At 42.4% G+C, this 20,060-nt stretch carries 10 protein-coding genes; 9 read left to right on the top strand and 1 reads right to left on the bottom strand.

From position 1 onward, the window contains the following. The first annotated feature begins 609 nt into the window (after positions 1 to 609). On the top strand, positions 610 to 2,715 hold the full coding sequence (locus tag AACU32_RS21005; protein WP_096602934.1) for a calcium-binding protein: 2,106 nt from the start codon (positions 610 to 612) through the stop codon (positions 2,713 to 2,715). 90 nt (positions 2,716 to 2,805) lie between these two features. Here the strand turns inward: AACU32_RS21005 and glsA are convergent, their stop codons facing one another. Further along, positions 2,806 to 3,771 (bottom strand): glutaminase A, encoded by a 966-nt coding sequence (gene glsA / locus AACU32_RS21000; protein ID WP_096602932.1) that lies wholly within the window; start codon positions 3,769 to 3,771, stop codon positions 2,806 to 2,808. Between the two features lie 909 nt (positions 3,772 to 4,680). Here glsA and AACU32_RS20995 point away from each other — a divergent pair. From AACU32_RS20995 to AACU32_RS20960, 8 genes are all read left to right on the top strand, one after another. Continuing rightward, a complete protein-coding gene (locus AACU32_RS20995) occupies positions 4,681 to 5,769 on the top strand; it encodes a septal ring lytic transglycosylase RlpA family protein (RefSeq protein WP_096602930.1) in 1,089 nt (362 codons plus the stop codon). Positions 5,770 to 5,952: 183 nt separating this feature from the next. Next, complete coding sequence (locus AACU32_RS20990; protein ID WP_096602928.1) at positions 5,953 to 7,566, top strand: bifunctional pantoate--beta-alanine ligase/(d)CMP kinase; 1,614 nt, start codon at positions 5,953 to 5,955, stop codon at positions 7,564 to 7,566. A 937-nt stretch (positions 7,567 to 8,503) separates the two neighbouring features. Continuing rightward, positions 8,504 to 9,106 carry a superoxide dismutase gene (locus AACU32_RS20985; protein WP_096602922.1) on the top strand — a complete coding sequence of 201 codons (603 nt, stop codon included), beginning with the start codon at positions 8,504 to 8,506 and terminating at the stop codon, positions 9,104 to 9,106. A gap of 943 nt (positions 9,107 to 10,049) precedes the next feature. Beyond that, positions 10,050 to 10,949: an alpha/beta hydrolase gene (locus AACU32_RS20980; protein ID WP_096602920.1), complete on the top strand. Its 900-nt coding sequence runs from the start codon at positions 10,050 to 10,052 to the stop codon at positions 10,947 to 10,949. A 439-nt stretch (positions 10,950 to 11,388) separates the two neighbouring features. After that, on the top strand, positions 11,389 to 13,524 hold the full coding sequence (locus AACU32_RS20975) for an AMP-dependent synthetase/ligase (RefSeq protein ID WP_096602918.1): 2,136 nt from the start codon (positions 11,389 to 11,391) through the stop codon (positions 13,522 to 13,524). Between the two features lie 194 nt (positions 13,525 to 13,718). Further along, positions 13,719 to 16,088: a 3-hydroxyacyl-CoA dehydrogenase/enoyl-CoA hydratase family protein gene (locus AACU32_RS20970; protein ID WP_096602916.1), complete on the top strand. Its 2,370-nt coding sequence runs from the start codon at positions 13,719 to 13,721 to the stop codon at positions 16,086 to 16,088. A 160-nt stretch (positions 16,089 to 16,248) separates the two neighbouring features. Continuing rightward, positions 16,249 to 17,430, top strand: a complete 1,182-nt coding sequence (locus AACU32_RS20965) for a thiolase family protein (protein ID WP_096602914.1) — start codon at positions 16,249 to 16,251, stop codon at positions 17,428 to 17,430. Between the two features lie 252 nt (positions 17,431 to 17,682). After that, positions 17,683 to 20,055, top strand: a complete 2,373-nt coding sequence (locus AACU32_RS20960; RefSeq protein WP_339378700.1) for an acyl-CoA dehydrogenase — start codon at positions 17,683 to 17,685, stop codon at positions 20,053 to 20,055. The last annotated feature ends 5 nt before the right edge of the window (positions 20,056 to 20,060 follow it).

The following is a 20,060-nucleotide window of genomic DNA, read 5'->3' as shown; positions in this document are numbered from 1 at the left end:
GCTCCACAATGCCAGGACTTACGGACACAGAGTATACACACACAAGTCACCAGATAAGGCTTCCTTAGATCAGCACTTCGGTGGTAATGAGAGTTTGAGAGGTTTTTTGCGTAAGTCCTAAATGCATCAAGCTGTGATTATTTAGTATTTTGACAACATTTGTGGGTGCGAGTAGACAAATATTTTTTAGCTATCAAATTTTCTCTGTAAAACGAATTTACAGATTTAGAGCATCAAGGTATTTTCATTGAAAAATTAGCCATGAAAATAGAGATTTGTATCCTGGATTATCTATCTTCATGAAGGCACTTTTACACCATCTAGTCACAAGCTAAACACGTCTTTATATAATCTTTAAAAATCTCTTAAAAGTACTTTTAATATTTTATTAAATTTATTTATTGACAAATATTATGATAACTATGGCTAAATCCAATACTTTTCGGTTCAAACATTTCAACTCTTAATTTGCTTTGGGTTAAAGGGTAAAGGGTAAGGGGTTAAAGCTTATTGCTTTTCTTTTTTGTTACCCCTTGGCCGTTTTTTTGCTGCACGTTTTACTCTTGACCAACAAGTATTTTCATTAAATCCAATCATAGGTAATAAAAAATGGTAGAAAAACTTGACCAATATCAAGCCTATATTCCGGCTGCTGTATCTGCACAAGAGTTATCGCTGATTGATAATCTAATTGTCGGAACTCCCTTGGATGACATCCTCCCCACCACTGCGTTGAACGATCTTGTAATTGCCCTAGCCGGAAACGATCGCATTATTGGTAGTACCGGCAATGATATCTTTATAGGAGATACTGGCACGGATACAGTTGACTATAGTGAGTTGGGTCAAGCCGTTACTTTAGAAGCTGCCGGGTTTGTCAAAAAAGGCACAGAAGGTACAGATCGGCTGTTTGGAATTGAGACGATTATTGGGGCGAAAGGAAAAACCAATATTATTGATGGTTCCACCAGTACCAGCACAACCACATCATTAGATGTCAATTTGTCAACTAACAGTCTGGTTGTGAACGGAGTTCCGGGGATTGGGACTTTGAAGTTTCAAGTTCTCAACTTTGCTAGAGTAACTGGGACTTCACAAGCCGACCAAATTATCGGTAGTCAAGGCAATAACTTGCTGACTGGAAAAGAGGGCAACGACCAAATTTTTGGACTCAACGGCAATGATACCATCAAAGGCGATGGTGGTAATGATGTGATTGGTGGCGGTAGCAAAAGTACCATCGTTGGTTCTGCTAGTGACGGGAACGATAGCTTAAACGGTGGCAGTGGCAATGATACCTTAATTGGTGGCAGTGGCAATGACATCTTAGATGGGGGTACTTATTTCGATACCGTTGACTATAGTAATGTGGGTAACGCAATCACCTTACAAGCTGTAGGTGTTGTGAATAAAGGCGCATCTGGTATCGATCAGATCCTGAACATAGAATCAATCATTGGGGCGACAGGAAAAACCAATGCGATTGATGCTTCTACTGGTACGAGTACAACCACATCATTAGATGTTAATTTGTCAGTCAACAGTCTAGTTGTGAATGGGATTCCCGGACTAGGTTCAGTCAAATTCCAAGTTCAGAACTTTGTCAATGTCACTGGGACTTCACAAGCTGACCAGATTCTCGGCGATGGTGGCAGTAACTTACTCATTGGCAAAGACGGTAACGACCAAATCTTTGGACTCAATGGCGATGATACCATCAATGGCGATGGTGGTAATGATGTAATTGCTGGCGGTAGCAAAAGTGGTATCAACTTATTTGCTCGCAGTGACGGGAACGATAGCTTAAACGGTGGAACTGGCAATGATACCTTAATTGGTGACACTGGCAATGACATCTTAGATGGGGGTACTGATTTCGATACCGCTGATTACAGTAATTCGCGTAATGCTATCACCCTAGAAGCTGTCGGTGTTGTGAATAAAAACGGAGCTGGTATCGATCAGATCCGGAACATAGAATCAATCATTGGGACGACAAATCAAGCTAATGCTATTGATGGTTCCACTGGTACGAGTACAACCACATCATTAGATGTTAATTTGTCAGCCAACCGTCTAGTTGTGAATGGAATTCCTCTGCTAGGCGCAGTTAAATTCCAAGTGCAGAACTTTGTCAATGTCACTGGTACTACCCAAAATGACAGCATTTTTGGTGACAGCAAAGATAATCTGCTTACAGGTAACAAGGGAAATGACAACATTTCTGGTCTTGGTGGTCAAGATACCTTAATCGGTGTTGCTCCTGGGAGTGTTAACCCAGGTATTAAAGAAGTAGATATCCTCAGCGGCGGTGCTGATGCTGATAAGTTTGTCGTTGGCGATGCAAAAAATTCTTACTATGTAGGAGGTGGCGGATTTTTTGGTCTCAATGACTTCGCCTTCGCTCAAGATTTCCAGACTGGTCAGGATAAAATCCAATTGAAAAAACTGGCAAACTATATCTTTGGACGAAACTACATTGCTATCCGCCCCCTATTCGACTCAACTACTGGAGAGATAGCCATTGGTAGCGACTTTAAAGATTCTCAGGTGACAGCAACTGTAGATCAGATCGTCAAAAACAATGGTGTCTACGATGCTTCCAAAACAAATATTGCCCAAGACAGTCTCAATTCATCTCTAATTTTCCCTGGTTTTGATATAGTCGCGATCGTTGGTAATGGCTATAGCCTGAATGATATTCAGTTTGTTTAAGTAGCTGGGTGCAAGGAAAATACGGGATAGGGTTGTCATTTGTCCTCTTTGTCCCCCTAGCCCCCTCATCCTTCCCTAGCCCTGGTTCCCCTAGTCCTTAGCGCCTGAACACTCAAATAAATGTAACCCAAGCTGCTGGGAAAGTTCCTCACATACTTTCACCCCCCGGACGCTATTACCACGTCTATCTAATGGCGGCGAAAATACTGCAATTCCCATCTGCTGGGGGACAACGGCCAGAATTCCCCCACAAATTCCACTTTTCGCAGGAATACCGACTTTATAAGCCCATTCACCTGCAAAGTTATACATCCCGCAAGTGTACATCACACTCAGAATGTCTTTAATGTAACTTTTCTTTACCGCTTGTTCTTGAGTAATGGGGTTGATACCTTTATTAGCTAAAGTCGCCGCCATCACTGCTAAGTCACGACAATTTACCATCACCGCACACTGCTGGAAGTATAGATCCAAGGACTCTTCTATATTCTGGTCAATCATGCCAAAGTTGAGCATGAGATGTGCCATTGCGCGGTTGCGATGTCCTGTACTGCGTTCTGAGGTGAATACGGAAATATCAACGAATACATCATGACCAATGTATCGTTTAAACATATCCAGCATCCGGTTCAGGCGATCGCTTGCCCCTGTACCTTTGATTAAACTAGTAGTAGCGATCGCCCCAGCATTTACCATTGGGTTTAATGGTCGATTTGATTGTTCATCAAGGATAATGGCATTGAATGCATCTCCCGTTGGTTCCACGCCAACTCTGGTCAAAACATAATCTCTTCCATGATCCTCAAGGGCCAGTCCGTATGCAAACACCTTGGAAATTGACTGAATGGTAAACAGTTGCTCAAAATCCCCAACTTCGTAAATCTGGCCATCTACAGTCACAATGCAGATGCTAAACAAATCCGGATTTACCTTTGCTAGTTCTGGAATGTATTTTGCTACTACACCTTCTTTTAGTGACTTGTACTGGGAATGCAAGTCCTTGAGAACTTCTAGAAAAGGCAATGCGACTGTTTCTAAATCTCCTTGAGTTGCCATGAGGCTTACAGCTTGTTCTAAAAAATCATACTCGATCCACTATAGGACTTATGCAACAGTCAATAGTTAGTTGTCAGTTGTCAGTTGTCCCTTGTCTCAATGACCATTGACCCTTGACCATTGACCGCCTCAACTAGAAATTAAAAGACACCTGCGTAATTGCTGAACTACAATGTGATTCTATTTTCTCAGTTGGCAAGTTATTGTGTTATTTATCTTGATATATTTTCTTTTTTGTAAAAAATAATACATATGATTATTTTGCCGTTAAGACGTTAGGGATACGGTAATTACTAGTGCTTTATATAACTAATTTTTAATGATTATTGAGTTTGTCATAGCTAAATAATATGTAGTGATTGTTACTTTTTTTATCAAAATTAATTTTGTGTCATCCCTCTGAAGAAAAAGCTGTAACTACTGTTACAGGATGTTTAGTAACAAATGTAAAGATTTGATAAAAATGATAACTTTCAGTATTTATTCGCAAGTTTTAATTTATAAAGTTTTTATATGATTGAGTTTATATAGTCAAATATTAGGGAATGAAAAATTACATATAGAGTCAATATTTGGGGAAATATTTGCAGGTAGCTGGCTCAATTTAATGCTCCGAGAATGTTAATTTTTCATAAGAAAAGTTTTACTTATCAAAAAAAACGTTACACAGTTGAAATCCGCATTTGAGCAAGGTTTGCGGCTTGAAAACAGCAGAAAAATTTGCTAAAGTTACCAAGACTTACGCTAAAACCCTGATCCCCAAGCTCAAAGGTTCGTGTTAGTCTGTTGCAGTTATGAACAAAAAGTGAAAGCGGAACGAGTTCGAGTTGTCTGGGGTGTCACTTTTACAGGTGGAAAATCCCACGAACCGTAAAACTTCTGTTCTACAGTCGCTTTAAAATCGGACGCATGAATCAAAGACATTTGTGGACTATTGTCGCCCTGTTTCTGACTGTTTTAGGGATGCCCTCAGTCGGTCGCACTCAAACTACCAAGGGAACTGCGCTTGCTTCCCAACAATCGCCAGCAGGTGATGTTGTCAAAGTAGGAGAGTATCAATCCCCAGCAGGGAAACCTACCTCTGATGCTGCGATCGCTCTAATTCATTCTCACAGCATTGAAGGTCGTCAGGCGGCAACACTTTTTATCCGAAATATTCCTGTTCTTACCTTTTTGAGTTCTTTACCATCAGCTAGTGCTGATAGTAAAGTCGGCGTAATAGGAAATTCTGGGGGCGTGCAAATGTACGCCCCTATTGCTAGCAACTCAACCAAGGTAGCAAGCATTGGCAATGTTTCGGATGTAAGTAACCAAATTACTGCGGCTCAAAATGACCCGGTACAAAAAGCTGGTATAATAGCAGCGAAAATTAACGAGCTGTTTCGAGACAATGTAGATGCCAGTCAGATTAGTGTCAGCTGGAAAGGAGGCGGCGAATCGCTTTCTAAAGCCGTTGACTCAGAGCAAAAATCAGGCGATCGCTACACCATCAAGGTAAATGGCGAAGAATTGGTGGAAATCAATGATCATACCCGACTAGCCAATTCCACCAACAATCTGGCGCAAGATGCATTGCAAGCGACTAATCGGATGCGCAGACTCATTGGTAACGCCTCACCGATCGGCGAGATTGCTAATTTACCAGTTCGTTCCCCCTTATCAATACCAAAATTGCCACAACAAGTTGCCATTGGCCCAGTGCGAATTACACTCAATGGCATGGCTTCCTGGTATGGATATGATGGTTCTGGTAGCCGTACTGCCAGTGGTAAAAGATTTCATCCAGAAGGAATGACTGCCGCCCATCGTAGCTTACCCTTTGGTACAAGAGTTCGTGTGACTAACACCCGCAATGGTCGATCTGTAGTGGTGTCTATTACGGACAGAGGTCCGTACATTCGGGGTCGAATTCTTGACCTTTCTGCTGGTGCAGCGCGAATATTAGGAATGATGGGTAGTGGTGTTGCTCCAGTGAAGATTGAAGTCTTAGGCAGATAAAGTATCAAGGCTAAAGGATGAAGTATGAAGTATGAAGTAGTTTCATACTTCATCTTTTAAACTTCACACTTCTTTTCTCTAGTTTCCGTTAGTTATTACTTAAATTCCCCTAGTTGAGCATCTCTGCCCCCTATTTCAGATATAAACTAACGGGGGAGGGATCAAGAAAACTAGGGGTATTTTGTGCGCCTGTTGAGAACAGTTGCAGCTTTAAGCTGCTATTTAACTAAAAGCCGCGCGGAAAATAAGTGTGCGGTTCTAGAAGATGTCGTACTAGATGAAATGACTAGCTTTGACCAAACTGCTGTCGGTTTAGTGCCGACAATGGGAGGGTTACATGAAGGTCATTTAAGCTTGATTCAACGAGCTAGGCAAGAAAATTCTACGGTAATTGTCAGCATTTTTGTCAATCCGCTGCAATTTGCCCCCAAGGAGGATTTTCAACGTTACCCCCGGACTTTAGAGTTAGACATGCAACTATGCGAGCAAGCTGGGGTAGACGTAATTTTTGCGCCGACTCCGGAAGAAATGGGAGTTCCCCAGAAGAGTATACAAGAAGCGAAGGTTACACAAGTAATCCCTCCATCTGCTATGATAACAGGCTTGTGTGGTGGGTTTCGGCAAGGGCACTTCCAGGGTGTGGCCACGATCGTGACCAAGCTTTTCAACTTGGTACAGCCTGACCGAGCCTACTTTGGGCAAAAGGATGGTCAGCAACTAGCAATTATTAAACGCTTAGTGGCTGATTTGAATTTTCCCCTAGAGATTGTTGCTTGTCCAACGGTGCGGGAAGCGTCTGGTCTGGCCTTAAGTTCTCGCAATCAATATTTGACTGCAACTCAAAAAGAGCAGGCTGCGGTTTTATATCGTGGCTTACAGCAAGCTGAGGCTATTTTCAAAGCAGGGGTTCGCGATAGCAGTCAGCTAATCGCAGCGGTGCAGCAAGAAGTAGCAATTGTCAGTGCTGTCTTAGTGGAATATATTGAATTGGTTGATCCGAATACATTAATGACTTTAGAAAAAGTTGAGGAGGAAGGAATGCTCGCGATCGCAGCTCGTCTTGGTTCTACACGCTTAATTGACAATATTCTCCTGTGCGATCGCCTACCGATCATCGCCATTGATGGCCCCGCAGGCGCAGGAAAATCTACAGTGGCTCGGCAAGTGGCAGCCAAATTAGGTCTAGTGTATTTAGACACCGGATCTATGTATCGGGCTGTAACTTGGCTGGTACTGCAACAGGATATTCCCCTTGACGATGAATGTGCGATCGCTGAATTAGCCAATTCTTGCGAAATTCAACTGACTCCTAGCCAGGATTTACAATCTCCTGTCCAGGTTTGGATTAATGGTACTGATGTTACCCAAGCAATTCGCACTCTGGAAGTGACATCAAAAGTATCCGCGATCGCTGCACAAAGTGCTGTCCGTAAAGCCTTAGTCAAACAACAGCAAAGCTGGGGTAAAAGAGGTGGTTTAGTAGCTGAAGGTAGAGACATTGGTACTCATGTCTTCCCCGATGCGGAAGTAAAAATCTTCTTAACCGCCTCTGTCAGCGAACGCGCACGCCGCAGACAACAAGACTTTAAAAAACAAAACCAGCCTGAAGTCAGTCTAGAGCAGTTGGAGCGGGATATTGCTGAACGTGACTGGAAAGATAGCACGCGCAAAGTTTCACCCTTACAAAAAGCCGCAGATGCGATTGAAATTCAAACTGATGGTCTTTGCGCATCTGAAGTCACAGACAAAATTGTTAGCTATTGTCAACAACAGTTACCGCAATGGTCAGCCCTGTAATTTTCTGTTAATTGCTGACTTGATGTACAGAGGTGAGTGACCTAGAACCCACTCACCATTCTGAAAATCTAGAGAGTTCGCTTTTTTTAATACAGCTTTGTGTATTTGAATAATAACTAATTTGGCAATTAATTCATCTAGCTTAAGACTGATTTTAAATATCTGAATTACTACTACCAAGGTTAGAAGATTTAGATTCATTTATAGTAAAAAATAAAAAAGCTCCGAATCTGTGAGTGGAGTTTTTTGTCAATAGGGGCGGGTTTATTTAAATCATGTGTAGGGGCGGGTTTATTTGGATCTTTGTTAATGAATGAGGATATGTGTAAACCCGCCCGTACGGATATCTGTGAAGGCGCTCGTATAGTAGTCAGTGGCAAAGATATTTTAAAACCGCCCATAAAGCGATCGCTTATTAAGCTACTTCAAAACAATTGACAATTAACAACTGATTTTTGACACAGCTTCGCGCCATAAATTAGACCTCTTTTGGGATGTCCTGAATATTCTAAGGGTGGGGACACCCATCCTCAAAGAAAATTTCCGATGTTTTTTTATTTGGCATATCCCGCTTGCTGCTCCTTAACAAGAGGTTAAAAGCGAGGTACATAGATAAATTTCTATTGTTCCAGAAATTAGAGTCGGAAATAGATCCGATACCTATAATCAGGGTAAAGAATTTTGCGAAAACTGGCGCTGATGGTTTGCTGATGTCACAAACTTTTCCCGAGGAATTTGGAAATTCCCTCCAGCCCCAGTGGGGATTTAACTAATTTTAAAAGTCCTGTGTTGTAATTTTCACTTTAATAGTAGAATGACGATGTTAAGTTTTATGTTCCAGGATAAAGGACATCAAACTTATCACCACAAAACCTGTAATTTCCTAAGCTTCTCAATAGCTTGAAACTGGAAACCGGTCAAGAGAGGATTTCACACAATGACATTTCAACAGCCCGCCCTACCCTACGACTTTAATGCTCTAGAGCAGTATGGCATGAAAGGTGAGACTTTCGAGTATCACTATGGCAAACACCACAAAGCTTATGTAGACAACCTGAATAAGCTTACCGAAGGTACAGAACTGGCTGATAAGTCACTCGAAGAGGTAATCAAAACCTCTTTTAAAGATGCTTCTAAAGCGGGAATCTTTAACAATGCTGCTCAAGTTTGGAACCACACCTTCTTCTGGAACTCACTGAAGCCAGCAGGCGGTGGTCAACCTTCAGGCGCACTAGCCGATAAAATCGATAAAGATTTTGGTAGCTTCGATAAATTTAAAGAAGAGTTCACAAACGCTGCTACAACTCAGTTTGGCAGTGGATGGGCTTGGCTGATTGATGATGGTGGTACTTTGAAAGTAATCAAAACACCAAATGCAGAGAACCCCCTAGCTTATGGACAAAAAGCACTTCTCACCCTAGATGTTTGGGAACACGCCTACTACATCGACTACAGAAATGCTCGTCCTGCATTTATCAAGAACTTCCTTGAGCAGTTAGTTAACTGGGACTTTGCTGCTGAAAATTTAGCCAAAGCCTAAGAGAATACCAAAAAATAAATCAGCCCTAGGGGCACAGATCCCAAAAATTTCGGTAAAACGAACATTTTATCGCTGCACCCCACCCCGCCAAAGCTACGCTTTGTCTCCCCTCCCCGTAAACGGGGAGGGGATTAAGGGGTGGGGTGCAATTACTATGGGAATCACGACTAATTAAGCGAACATAATATTATTGTTGAGTCTGCGAATTTCGTCAGGGAGTCTTTGAGCCTGATTAATCAGGCTTTGAACTGCGTTAATCAGGCTTGGAACTGCGTTAATCAGGCTTTACAGCTATTTTTAGCTAAATAGACCAGGTTGTAGGGAACAATGCTGTTAATTTACGATAGATGTGGTGCAAATACGTGAAAACTGCTCTAAGTCTTATTAATGAAAAAGAACCCAGTTCCGAGGAAAAAATTTTCATCGCCATGTATGAAAGGAGGACAACTGATATCTTGCACCTACACCCTATAAGGGTGAGGCTATACAAACAAAGCCTGCAAAGGCAGGCTAATAAAGTTGATTTTTCGTTTTATTGCTAAAATATAATGTTTATTAAAAACTTATTCCTCAGTATAAATACTTTTGTGCAAGATGTGAGACAAGGGGATAAACAGACATAGGGACGCATAGAAATAACTATTGCCCAATGCCCCATGCCCCATGCCCCATGCCCCATGCCCCATGCCCTTATTACTAAAGGTAGATTCTAGCGCTAATAATTGTTGAGACTTCCAACTGAATTCAATAGAATTAATACAATATAAAAAGATGCACAACGACTTTTGAAACCTAAGTCTTGAGACCTGACAAATTTCTCAATCAATTTGGATCAAGGTCTCAAGATGTAGATTGTTAATACCAGCATTTATACTTAACCCAACAATCTCCAATTGCGTCTTGAGACATCAATTCTAGAAAAACGCATTTGGTAGGTATAGCAATGACACACATTGAAGGCACCTTCACGGGAGCAGGAGGGCTAAATCTTTATTACCAAAGTTGGCAGCCAGAGGGAGAATTAAGGGCAGTGATTGCTATGGTACACGGGTTCGGTGCCCATAGCGGATTGTTTAACGATGCTGTGCAGCATTTACTGCCTTTGGGTTATGCTGTCTACGCTTTTGATCTGCGGGGACATGGGCGATCGCCTGGACAACGAGGACATATTAATTCCTGGGCAGAGTTACGAGAAGATTTACATACCTTTTTAACCAGGATTCAGGAACGAGGGCCGAGTTGTGCATGTTTTTTGTGGGGTCATAGTTTAGGAGCTGCGATCGCAGTTGATTATGCTTTACGCTTTCCGCAAAGTTTGCAAGGGCTAATTCTCACAGCACCTGCTTTGGGAAAAGTTAACCTTCCTGTGCTGAAAGTTGCATTGGGGCGAATGCTTTCACAAGTCTGGCCAAACTTTAGCCTGAAAGTCGGTCTTGATCAGGGCACAAGTTTACGCGGTCAGAATTATATTCTCACCCAAGATCCATTACGTCACGAGTATGGAACTGCACGACTGGCTGCGGAGTTTTTCGCGACTGAAAAATGGGTTGAAAACCATGCGAGTGAGTTACAAGTCCCTTTGTTAATTATGTATAGCAGTGGCGATAGGATTACACCGCCAGAAGGTAGTGTGGCATTTTTCCAAAAAGTCAGCTTCCCGGACAAAGAAAGCTATGAGTATCCTGGAGACTATCACGACTTCCACCAGGATATCAATTACCAAAAAGTACTTGTAGATTTAGAACATTGGCTAGAAAAGCATTTAGATGGAGAAATAGACAATCCTGCATCTAAATGTCTGATAAAAATACCTAGTTTACATACTGAAACTTTTACTATGTGAAGGGTTTCTTTGCGAAAAAGATACAAAGCTTGTCGTTGATCCCCACCATGATCTACATTATTATTAGTACAGATAAGCTACGTTTAAGGCATTAGGTATGAAATAGACCTATATCTTAAATAAACACTTGTTCTGTCTTTAATAAATCCGAAATCGCGAGGAGAAATTTGGCAAACAACAGGACTTGGGTATCAGAAGTCGGCATCTTAGACATTACCTGGTCTGGCATTTAGTTTCGCTGAAGTATCTGAATATAACTGATTATTCAATAGAGACTTATATCAAGTGAGGATGAACACTTGTAATTCAAACTAACACGGAGACTCTGTGACAGGGGGATGCGTACAGTTTTGAATTAGCAGAAATTAACCGAACTTGAAGCAAACGATGATTAATAACTGATAACGAGGGGAAGAGTCATAAAATCTTCTGGGATAAAATGTTATCTACAAATAAGACTTATAGAGCGCCTCCAAATTCTGGAGAAGTAGTCTTAGGGCGGACTTTGCTTACCTTATTAGATGAAGCGTGCGATCGCTTTCCTAACCCCCGCGCTTTAAACCAGTTTACAGATACAGGCTGGCAACCTTTATCTAATCACGAATTGCGCACAGCGGCGGCGGAATTAGCCTTAGGCTTGCTGGATTTGGAACTAGAAGCAGGCGATTGTATTGCTTTACTCATGCACAGCGATGTTAACTTTTGCATTGCTGACATGGGTTCTTTACTCGCAGGTTTGGTAAATGTGCCAATTGATGTAACTCAGACAATTGAACACATTATTTTCATCTTGCAGCACACACAAGCAAAAGCGCTGATTATTTCTAATCTAGAATTGCTGGCACAAATTATTCCTTATCTGGAAAATGTAACTCATGTCCAAACAATAATAGTTGCTGATGTTCCTCAAGAATGGCATCAACAACATGATACAGGGATGAAAGTATTTTCTTTGGAGGAAATTCGCTCTCAAGGCAGAGCAAAAAATTCTGAATTAACTGTAAACGAACTCCAATCAAAAATAATAGCTGATGACTTAGCAACTATTATTTACATTCCGGGAATTACAGGCGAACCTCAAGGGGTAATGCTCACCCATGAAAATCTCTCTGCAAATGCCCTAGCAATGTTTACAGGAATTCCTAATTTAGGATTTGGATCGCAGGAGGTAATTCTTTCATTTCTACCATTAACTCATGTTTTAGCTCGCGTCTTTATTTACGGTCATATTAACTATGGACACAGCATTTATTTTAGTAATTCTAATCGGGTTTTAAAACACCTGAAAGAAGTTAAGCCGACAATATTTGCTACAGTCCCTTTGCTGTTAGAAAAAGTTTATGCCAAGCTGATAGAAGCAGGAGAAAAAAGTCAGACACAAAGTAAAAAAGTAACGGAGAACCGGGTAAGCTTACCCTTGAGGTTTCCCAGCACCTGGAAGGGGAAAACAGCACTTGCTACCCTGCGGGAAGCCACTATCAAATTGTCGAGAACGGGGAGAACTTTAAAAGCACATTTACTGTCTCCGCATAATGCTATTTCCGCCCGACAATTTTATCTTCCCTTATCCCAATCGATGATGAAGTGGGCAGTAAAATTAGCCCAAAAATATGAATTGGGTAAAACACCAAAACATCAAGATGCTTTGATGCTGAAAGTGGCAGATAGTTTCATCTTTTCTCAATGGCGTGCTGTTTTTGGCGGGAATATTAAATACTTACTTAGTGGAGGTGCAGCCTTAAAACCAGAAATTGTGAATTTATTTGCAGCTGCGGGAATAAAAATTCTCCAAGGCTATGGTTTAACTGAAACCAGTTCAGCCGTAGCTTGTAATCGCAGTCAATTCAACCGCCCAGGAACCGTAGGTGTACCAATTGCTGGGGTGGAAGTGACTCTTGCTGAAGATGGGGAAATTCTCACGAGAAGTCCCTACATCACCCAAGGTTATTATAAAAATACAGCAGCTACCCAACAATTAATTGATGCTCAAGGTTGGTTACATACAGGCGATTTAGGAGAATTTACCTCTGAGGGTTTTCTCAAGATTACTGGTTTGAAGAAAAGCCGCTTTAAACTCTCCACTGGAAAGTATGTCACGCCACAACCGATAGAAAGCAAGCTGGAAAAATCTCCTTTAATAGCGCACGCTGTTACTGTAGGTGCTGATTGTAAGTTTTGTTCTATGCTGATTTTTCCAGATGTAGAAAACTTGCATCAGCAGGCTTTATTAAGTGGAATTGATTTACCTACTGAAGACTTGCTGCAACATCCTTGTATTATCGCTTTATATCAAGCATTGGTGGATGAAGCGAATTGTCATTTACCTCATTGGTCAACGGTAAAAAGGTTTCAGCTTATTAATTATAGCCTGACTGTTGAGAATGGAATGTTGACATCTACTCAGGAGGTAAATCGAGGCAAGATTTTACGGGTGTTTACTCAAGTAATTAATGCAATGTATGAAGAAAAGAGGGTACAAAGGGCGGGAGGTGTCACAATAGAAAAAGTAAATGATTTATGTCCAGAAAATCAGACTTTTTCATGTCCTACGTTTGCGCAATCTCTTAATTCGTAAGATTTAGTTTGGCTGGGAAGGTTCAAGGTGTGAAAGAGAATTAGGAAACGAACCGCAGAGGGCGCAGAGGGCGCGGAGGGAAGAGAGTTATAAAGAGTTTTTGCGTCAGTAGCGTGATTTTTTGCGAGTTAGGTAGTTAATTTAATCCAAAATCTAAAATCTAAAATCTAAAATCGAACAAGGAAGGGTGATGTATGTTTAAGCCGTTCCGAACAGCAGCAGTATTGGGTGCGGGGGTGATGGGAACTCAAATCGCCGCACATTTAGCGAATGCGGGCTTAACAGTTCATTTATTGGATATTGCGGCTAAAGGTGACAATAAAAACGAGGTTGTGGAAACAGCTTTTAAAAAAGCACTCAAGCAATCTCCACCAATTTTCTTTACAGAAAAAACAGCGCGCAGGATTATTTTGGGAAATTTTGACGAACATTTCCACCGCATTGCTAATGTTGATTGGGTAATTGAAGTTGTAGTCGAAAATCTCGCTATTAAACAAGATTTGATGGCGCGAATCGAAAGTACAATTCGTGATGATGCTGTGGTGTCTACTAATACTAGTGGCTTACCCATCAATGAAATTGCTCAAGGGCGTTCGGAAGCTTTTCGTCAGCGGTTTTTAGGTACTCACTTTTTTAACCCTCCTCGCTATCTTAAATTATTAGAGTTAATTCCTACACCTGATACTGATCTGCAAATCCTGGAAAGAATGCAATGGTTTGGGAGGATACATCTGGGTAAAGGTGTGGTAGTAGCTAAAGACACACCTAACTTTATTGCCAACCGCATCGGGATGTATGCAACGATGTTGGGGATTAAGGGTGTGACTGAGCAAGGTTACACAATTGAAGAAATCGATACGTTAACTGGAGTAATCGCTGGACGACCAAAATCAGCTACATTCCGCACTGCTGATGTAGTAGGGTTAGATACATTGCTGTATGTAGCGAAAAACCTTTACCCAGCGATTCCTCAAGATGAAAGCCGGGAGGTTTTGCGAGTTCCGCAGTTAATGAAGAAACTCGTAGAAACTGGGACATTGGGCGCAAAAACAGGTCAAGGATTTTACAAGAAGCAAGGTAAGGAAATTCTTTCTCTTAATCCGACAACGTTAGGGTATGAAGCCGCGAAACCGCTGGATTTAGGGGATATTGAGGGAATTGGGAAAATTGGTAATTTAGGCGATCGCCTACGCAAACTCTACCACGATTCTGGTCGTGCTGGTAAATTCTTCCGCCAATCCACCTTAGAAATCTTAGGTTACAGCGCCCGTCGCATCCCCGAAATTGCTGATAAACCCGCAGATATAGACAGGGCGATTCGTTGGGGTTTCGGTTGGGAACTCGGCCCCTTTGAAATTTGGGATGTCCTCGGCTTTGAAACTGTATTAGCAGACATGAAAGCTGCTGATATATCTGTGCCAGAGTGGGTAGAAAAGATGCACAATTCTGGTGTGCATAGTTTCTATCGCCAAGACCGACTATCTTGGGCGGAACAAAAGGTAGTTGAAGCCTGTGCTGTATGTATTAGCGAACAACCCAAAGCCCCAACAGACGAAATTAATATACCAGCTATCAAAGAAGATGCCAAAAATATCTTGTGGGAAAATTCAGAAGCTTCTTTGTTAGACTTGGGTGATGGAGTTGTTTTATATGAGTTTCATTCCAAAGGACATACCCTAACTTTAAAAGTCGTAGAAGGATTAGCTGCGGTATTAGATATTATTGAAAACAGTGATTACCGAGGTTTAATCATTGGAAACGATAGTGCAAACTTCTCTGGTGGCGCGAATTTGGCAGAAATGGCCATGTTGGCGCAAACAGATAACGGTAAAGGTATTGCCGATTTAATTGTCAAATTCCAAGCATTACTGCAACGGATTAAATATTTCCCCAAACCAATTGTGGCTGCAATTGTTGGGCGGGTGTTAGGTGGAGGTTGTGAATTAGTTTTAGCTTGTCCCCATGTAGTCGCAGCGGCGGAAACTTACATCGGATTAGTAGAACTCAGCGTAGGTTTGATTCCTGGGGCTGGCGGGATTATGCGCATGGTTACCTGGGCGGTTGACAAAGCCGCCAGCGAATCACCACAAGATATTCAACCCTTCTTAAGGAAAGTATTTGAAACTGTTGGAATGGCGAAGGTTTCCAGTAGCGCCCATGAAGGACAGGAATTAGGTTTCCTTTCTCCATCAACTAAGATTGTAATGAATTCCGACAGGCTTTTATCTGTGGCGAAAGAGGAAGTGCTGTGTTTAGATCACGTTGGTTACACACCACCAGTAGAACGTAACGCCATCATGGTGCTAGGTCGTCCGGCGCGGGCGATGTTGGAACACGCAGCTTATGTGATGCAGCAGGGTGGTTATATTTCTGAATATGACCATTATTTAGCTAGTCGTTTGGCGTATGTGATGACTGGAGGAGAATTAACTGCGCCTGCTTTGGTTGATGAAGAGTACTTATCAAAATTGGAGAGAGAATCCTTTTTACCACTATTACACCAACCAAAAACGCAAGAAAGATTTGCTCATACTTTGAAAACTAAGAAGCCTCTCAGAAACTAACGCAAAAACCCTTTTAATCCCTCTTACCTTTGCGACCTTCGTGTCTTCGCGGTTCGTTCTGAATTTTTTTAAACGAACCGCAAAGGCGCAAAGAACACGAAGGAAGAGGAGGAAGAGAATTATCTCTTTTGCCTTATTTATCAATAGGTGGGAGTTATTTATGAAAGAAGCGTATATAGTGAGTAGCGTTCGCACGCCTGTAGGCAAAGCACCACGAGGAACTCTACATAATATGCGTCCTGATGATATGGGTGCAGTTGTTGTGAAAGCAGCAATTGAAAAAGTTAAAGATTTAGAAGCTGTATATATTGATGATGTCATTATGGGTTGTGCTTTTCCAGAAGCAGAACAGGGGTTTAATATTGGACGGTTAATTGCTCAACGTGCAGGGTTACCTGATTCCGTCGCCGGGATGACTGTGAATCGCTTCTGTGCTTCGGGATTGCAAAGTATTGCGATCGCATCTCAAGCAATTATGGCAGGACACGCAGAGGTAATTGTGGCTGGTGGTGCGGAATCGATGAGTTTGATTCCAATGGGCGGGCATTATTTAGCCCCCAATCCAGACATGATGGTGGATATACCCAAGGTTTACTGCACGATGGGGATTACAGCCGAAAATGTCATGCAGCATTACGAAATCTCTCGTCAAGAACAGGATGCTTTTGCGCTGCGTTCACACCAAAAGGCTGTGGTTGCTATTAGACAAGGGCGGTTTGCAGAGGAAACTGTACCGCTAAAAGTTCAGGAAGTTCTCTATGTTGATGGTACTCCCAGACCGATAGAAAAGGTATTGACGGTAGATGAAGGGCCGCGTCCAGATACCAGTATGGAAGCCTTGATGAAATTGCAGCCTGTATTTCGCATGGGTGGTGCGGTGACAGCCGGTAATTCATCGCAAATGTCCGATGGTGCAGCTGCAACAGTCGTGATGAGCGATCGCATGGTACATATGCTCGATGTCCGTCCAATGGGTAAAATGTTAGGCTATGCGGTTGCAGGTGTCGCCCCGGAAGTGATGGGTATTGGCCCGGTGGAAGCTGTTCCCAAAGTCTTAAAACAAGTTGGTCTTACTTTAAACGATATTGGTTTAATCGAACTTAACGAAGCCTTTGCAGCTCAAAGCTTGGCTGTCATTCGCAAACTTGGACTTAATGAAGAAATTGTCAATGTTAACGGTGGTGCGATCGCTTTAGGACATCCCCTCGGTTGTACTGGTGCGAAACTTACAGCTACCTTATTCCACGAAATGAAACGGCGTAGCGTCCGTTATGGTTTGGTGACGATGTGTGTAGGCGGGGGAATGGGTGCTGCGGCGGTGTTTGAGAATTTGATGATTTAGGGACTGAAGATGACGCGGGGACGTAGGGACGCGGTGACGCGGAGAGAAAGACATAAAGAAAATATCTCCCAATCCCCGTGTCTTATTACTTTGTCTGAGTCATCACGACAAATATTTAATTGCACATGGGATTAGTAAAAAGGTAAAGCTATGATTACTTCCTTTTTTTCACAAAACTACTTACAAATAATCACCGCGTCCCTCAGTCTCCGCGTCGCCGCGTCTATTTTATTCATACTGTTTCTTGGTTACATCGGCGTTCCTTTATGGGTTTGGTCGCTATATTTCGCAGCATTACTAGTAACTGTTCACGCCCCTATTTGGACTTGGGTGATTTTTGGTGCGATCGCTCTTATTTTCAATATCCCAATTATCCGCCAAAATATCATCACATCACCATTAATCAAAGCCATTAAAGCTTTTAATTTATTACCCAAAATCTCTGATACCGAACGCGCAGCTATTGAAGCGGGTAATGTTTGGGTAGATGGGGAATTCTTCTCAGGTAAACCAAATTTTCACAGAATTAATCAAGAACCATATCCTCTAGTTACACCAGAATTGCAAGCCTTTCTTGATGGTCCCGTTGAACAAGTTTGTCGCATGGTGAGTGATTGGGAAATTTACCGCCGCAAGGATTTACCGCCTGAAGTTTGGGACTATCTCAAACAAGAACGCTTTTTAGGAATGATGATTCCTCAAGAGTATGGCGGTTTGGGATTTTCTAATTTCGCCTACAGCAATGTGATGACTAAGTTAGCATCGCGTTCTTTTACCCATGTGGCGACTGTTGGCGTAACAAATTCATTAGGCCCCGCAAAATTATTACTCCGCTATGGAACAGAGGAACAGAAAAATTATTACCTACCCCGCCTCGCCAGGGGTGAGGAAATTCCTTGTTTTGCGCTGACAGAACCGACGGCTGGGTCAGATGCAGCTAGTATTAAGTCAGAAGGAACGGTATTTAGAGGTGAAGATGGTAAGCTTTATCTGCGGTTGAATTGGAAGAAACGATATATTACTTTAGCTGCGATCGCCTCTCTTTTAGGACTAGCTTTTAAATTACGCGACCCGGAAAATTACTTAGGCAAAGGTAAAGAAGTTGGCATTACCTGCGTTTTAATCCCCACCGACACACCGGGCGTAATTATGGGTAGAAGGCATGACCCAATGGGTGTACCTTTTTACAATTCTCCTACAGAAGGACATAACGTTATTATCCCTGTTGAGCAAATTATCGGCGGTGTGGAACAGGCTGGTAATGGCTGGAAAATGTTGATGCAAAGCCTAGCCGCAGGTAGGGGAATTAGCTTCCCGGCTAGTTGTACGGGCGTGGCGAAGTTAGTAGCGAGAGTTACCAGCGCCCATGCTGTGGTACGACAACAATTTGGTTTAGCGATTGGTCGGTTTGAAGGTGTAGAAGAACCTTTAGCGAGAATTGGCGGTTTAACCTACTTAATGGAAGCAGCGCGAACTTATACCTGCGGTGCGGTAGATCAAGGCGAACAACCTGCGGTAATTTCGGCGATCGCCAAATACAGTTTGACAGAATTATCCCGTAAAATCATCAACGACGGTATGGACATTATGGGCGGTGCGGGAATTTGCCGAGGCCCCAGAAATTTATTGGCAAATATTTATACAGCCACTCCAATTTCCATTACCGTAGAAGGTGCAAATATTCTCACCCGTACCTTGATGATTTTTGGACAAGGGGCGATTCGCTGTCATCCTTACGTCTATCAGGAAATTACAGCCCTAAGTCAATCAGATGTGACTGCTTTTGATCGCGCTTTTTGGCATCATTTAGGGTTGACGGTGCGTAATGGTTTCCGCGCCAAACTTCTTTATCTTACCCGTGGGAATTTAGCAGCTTCACCAGTGTCAGGTGCGACAGCTAAATATTACCGCAAATTACAATGGGCTGCGGCTACCTTTGCCTTACTAACTGATATTGCGATGTTCTCCTTCGGTGGAACCTTGAAGCGACGGGAGAAACTGACAGGAAGGTTTGCGGATATTCTCACCTGGATGTACCTAGCAACTGCTACTCTGCGCCGTTTTGAAGCCGAAGGACGAAAACCCGAAGACTTACCTTTTGTGCATTGGGCGATGCAATATGCTTTTGCGCAGATGCAGTTAGCGTTTGAGGGGATTTTCCAGAATTTATTTGTGCCAGTATTAGGTAATTTCTTGACTTGGTGGTGGCGACTTAATCCCATTGGTTCATTACCTGATGACAAACTTGGTGCTGAAGTTGCGCATAAATTACAAACTCCAGGAGAAATACGCGATCGCCTCACCGCAGGTATTCATATTCCCCGCAGCAGCAATGAAGCATTGGGACGCTTGGAAAAAGCTTTCACCTTGTTATCCCAAGCTGAACCAATCATCAAAACTATCAAAAATGCTAGCCATGCGGGGAAACTACCACACCTAAAACCCGATGAGTTAATTTCCGCAGCCTTGAAAGCTGGGGTAATTAGCGAGAAAGACGTTGAACTTATATGTGAAGCAGAGTTTGCCCGTAATGATGCGATTCAAGTAGATTCCTTTAGTTTAGAGGAGTATATGCAAGGAAGTCAAAGCTTTGGAGATAAAGTAATGACTCCCACTGTTGGATAACTTTG

Origin of the sequence: Calothrix sp. NIES-2100, from assembly GCF_963875285.1 — a bacterium.
In the GTDB taxonomy this organism is placed as follows: domain Bacteria; phylum Cyanobacteriota; class Cyanobacteriia; order Cyanobacteriales; family Nostocaceae; genus Aulosira.
This window is presented reverse-complemented; position numbering and strand designations above follow the sequence as displayed.

Coding starts and splice junctions, on each gene's coding strand:
- AACU32_RS20975 (WP_096602918.1), top strand. CDS start 11,389: ATGTTATCTACAAATAAGACTTATAGAGCGCCTCCAAATTCTGGAGAA.
- AACU32_RS20980 (WP_096602920.1), top strand. CDS start 10,050: ATGACACACATTGAAGGCACCTTCACGGGAGCAGGAGGGCTAAATCTT.
- AACU32_RS20985 (WP_096602922.1), top strand. CDS start 8,504: ATGACATTTCAACAGCCCGCCCTACCCTACGACTTTAATGCTCTAGAG.
- AACU32_RS21005 (WP_096602934.1), top strand. CDS start 610: ATGGTAGAAAAACTTGACCAATATCAAGCCTATATTCCGGCTGCTGTA.
- AACU32_RS20995 (WP_096602930.1), top strand. CDS start 4,681: ATGAATCAAAGACATTTGTGGACTATTGTCGCCCTGTTTCTGACTGTT.
- glsA (WP_096602932.1), bottom strand. CDS start 3,771: ATGGCAACTCAAGGAGATTTAGAAACAGTCGCATTGCCTTTTCTAGAA.
- AACU32_RS20970 (WP_096602916.1), top strand. CDS start 13,719: ATGTTTAAGCCGTTCCGAACAGCAGCAGTATTGGGTGCGGGGGTGATG.
- AACU32_RS20965 (WP_096602914.1), top strand. CDS start 16,249: ATGAAAGAAGCGTATATAGTGAGTAGCGTTCGCACGCCTGTAGGCAAA.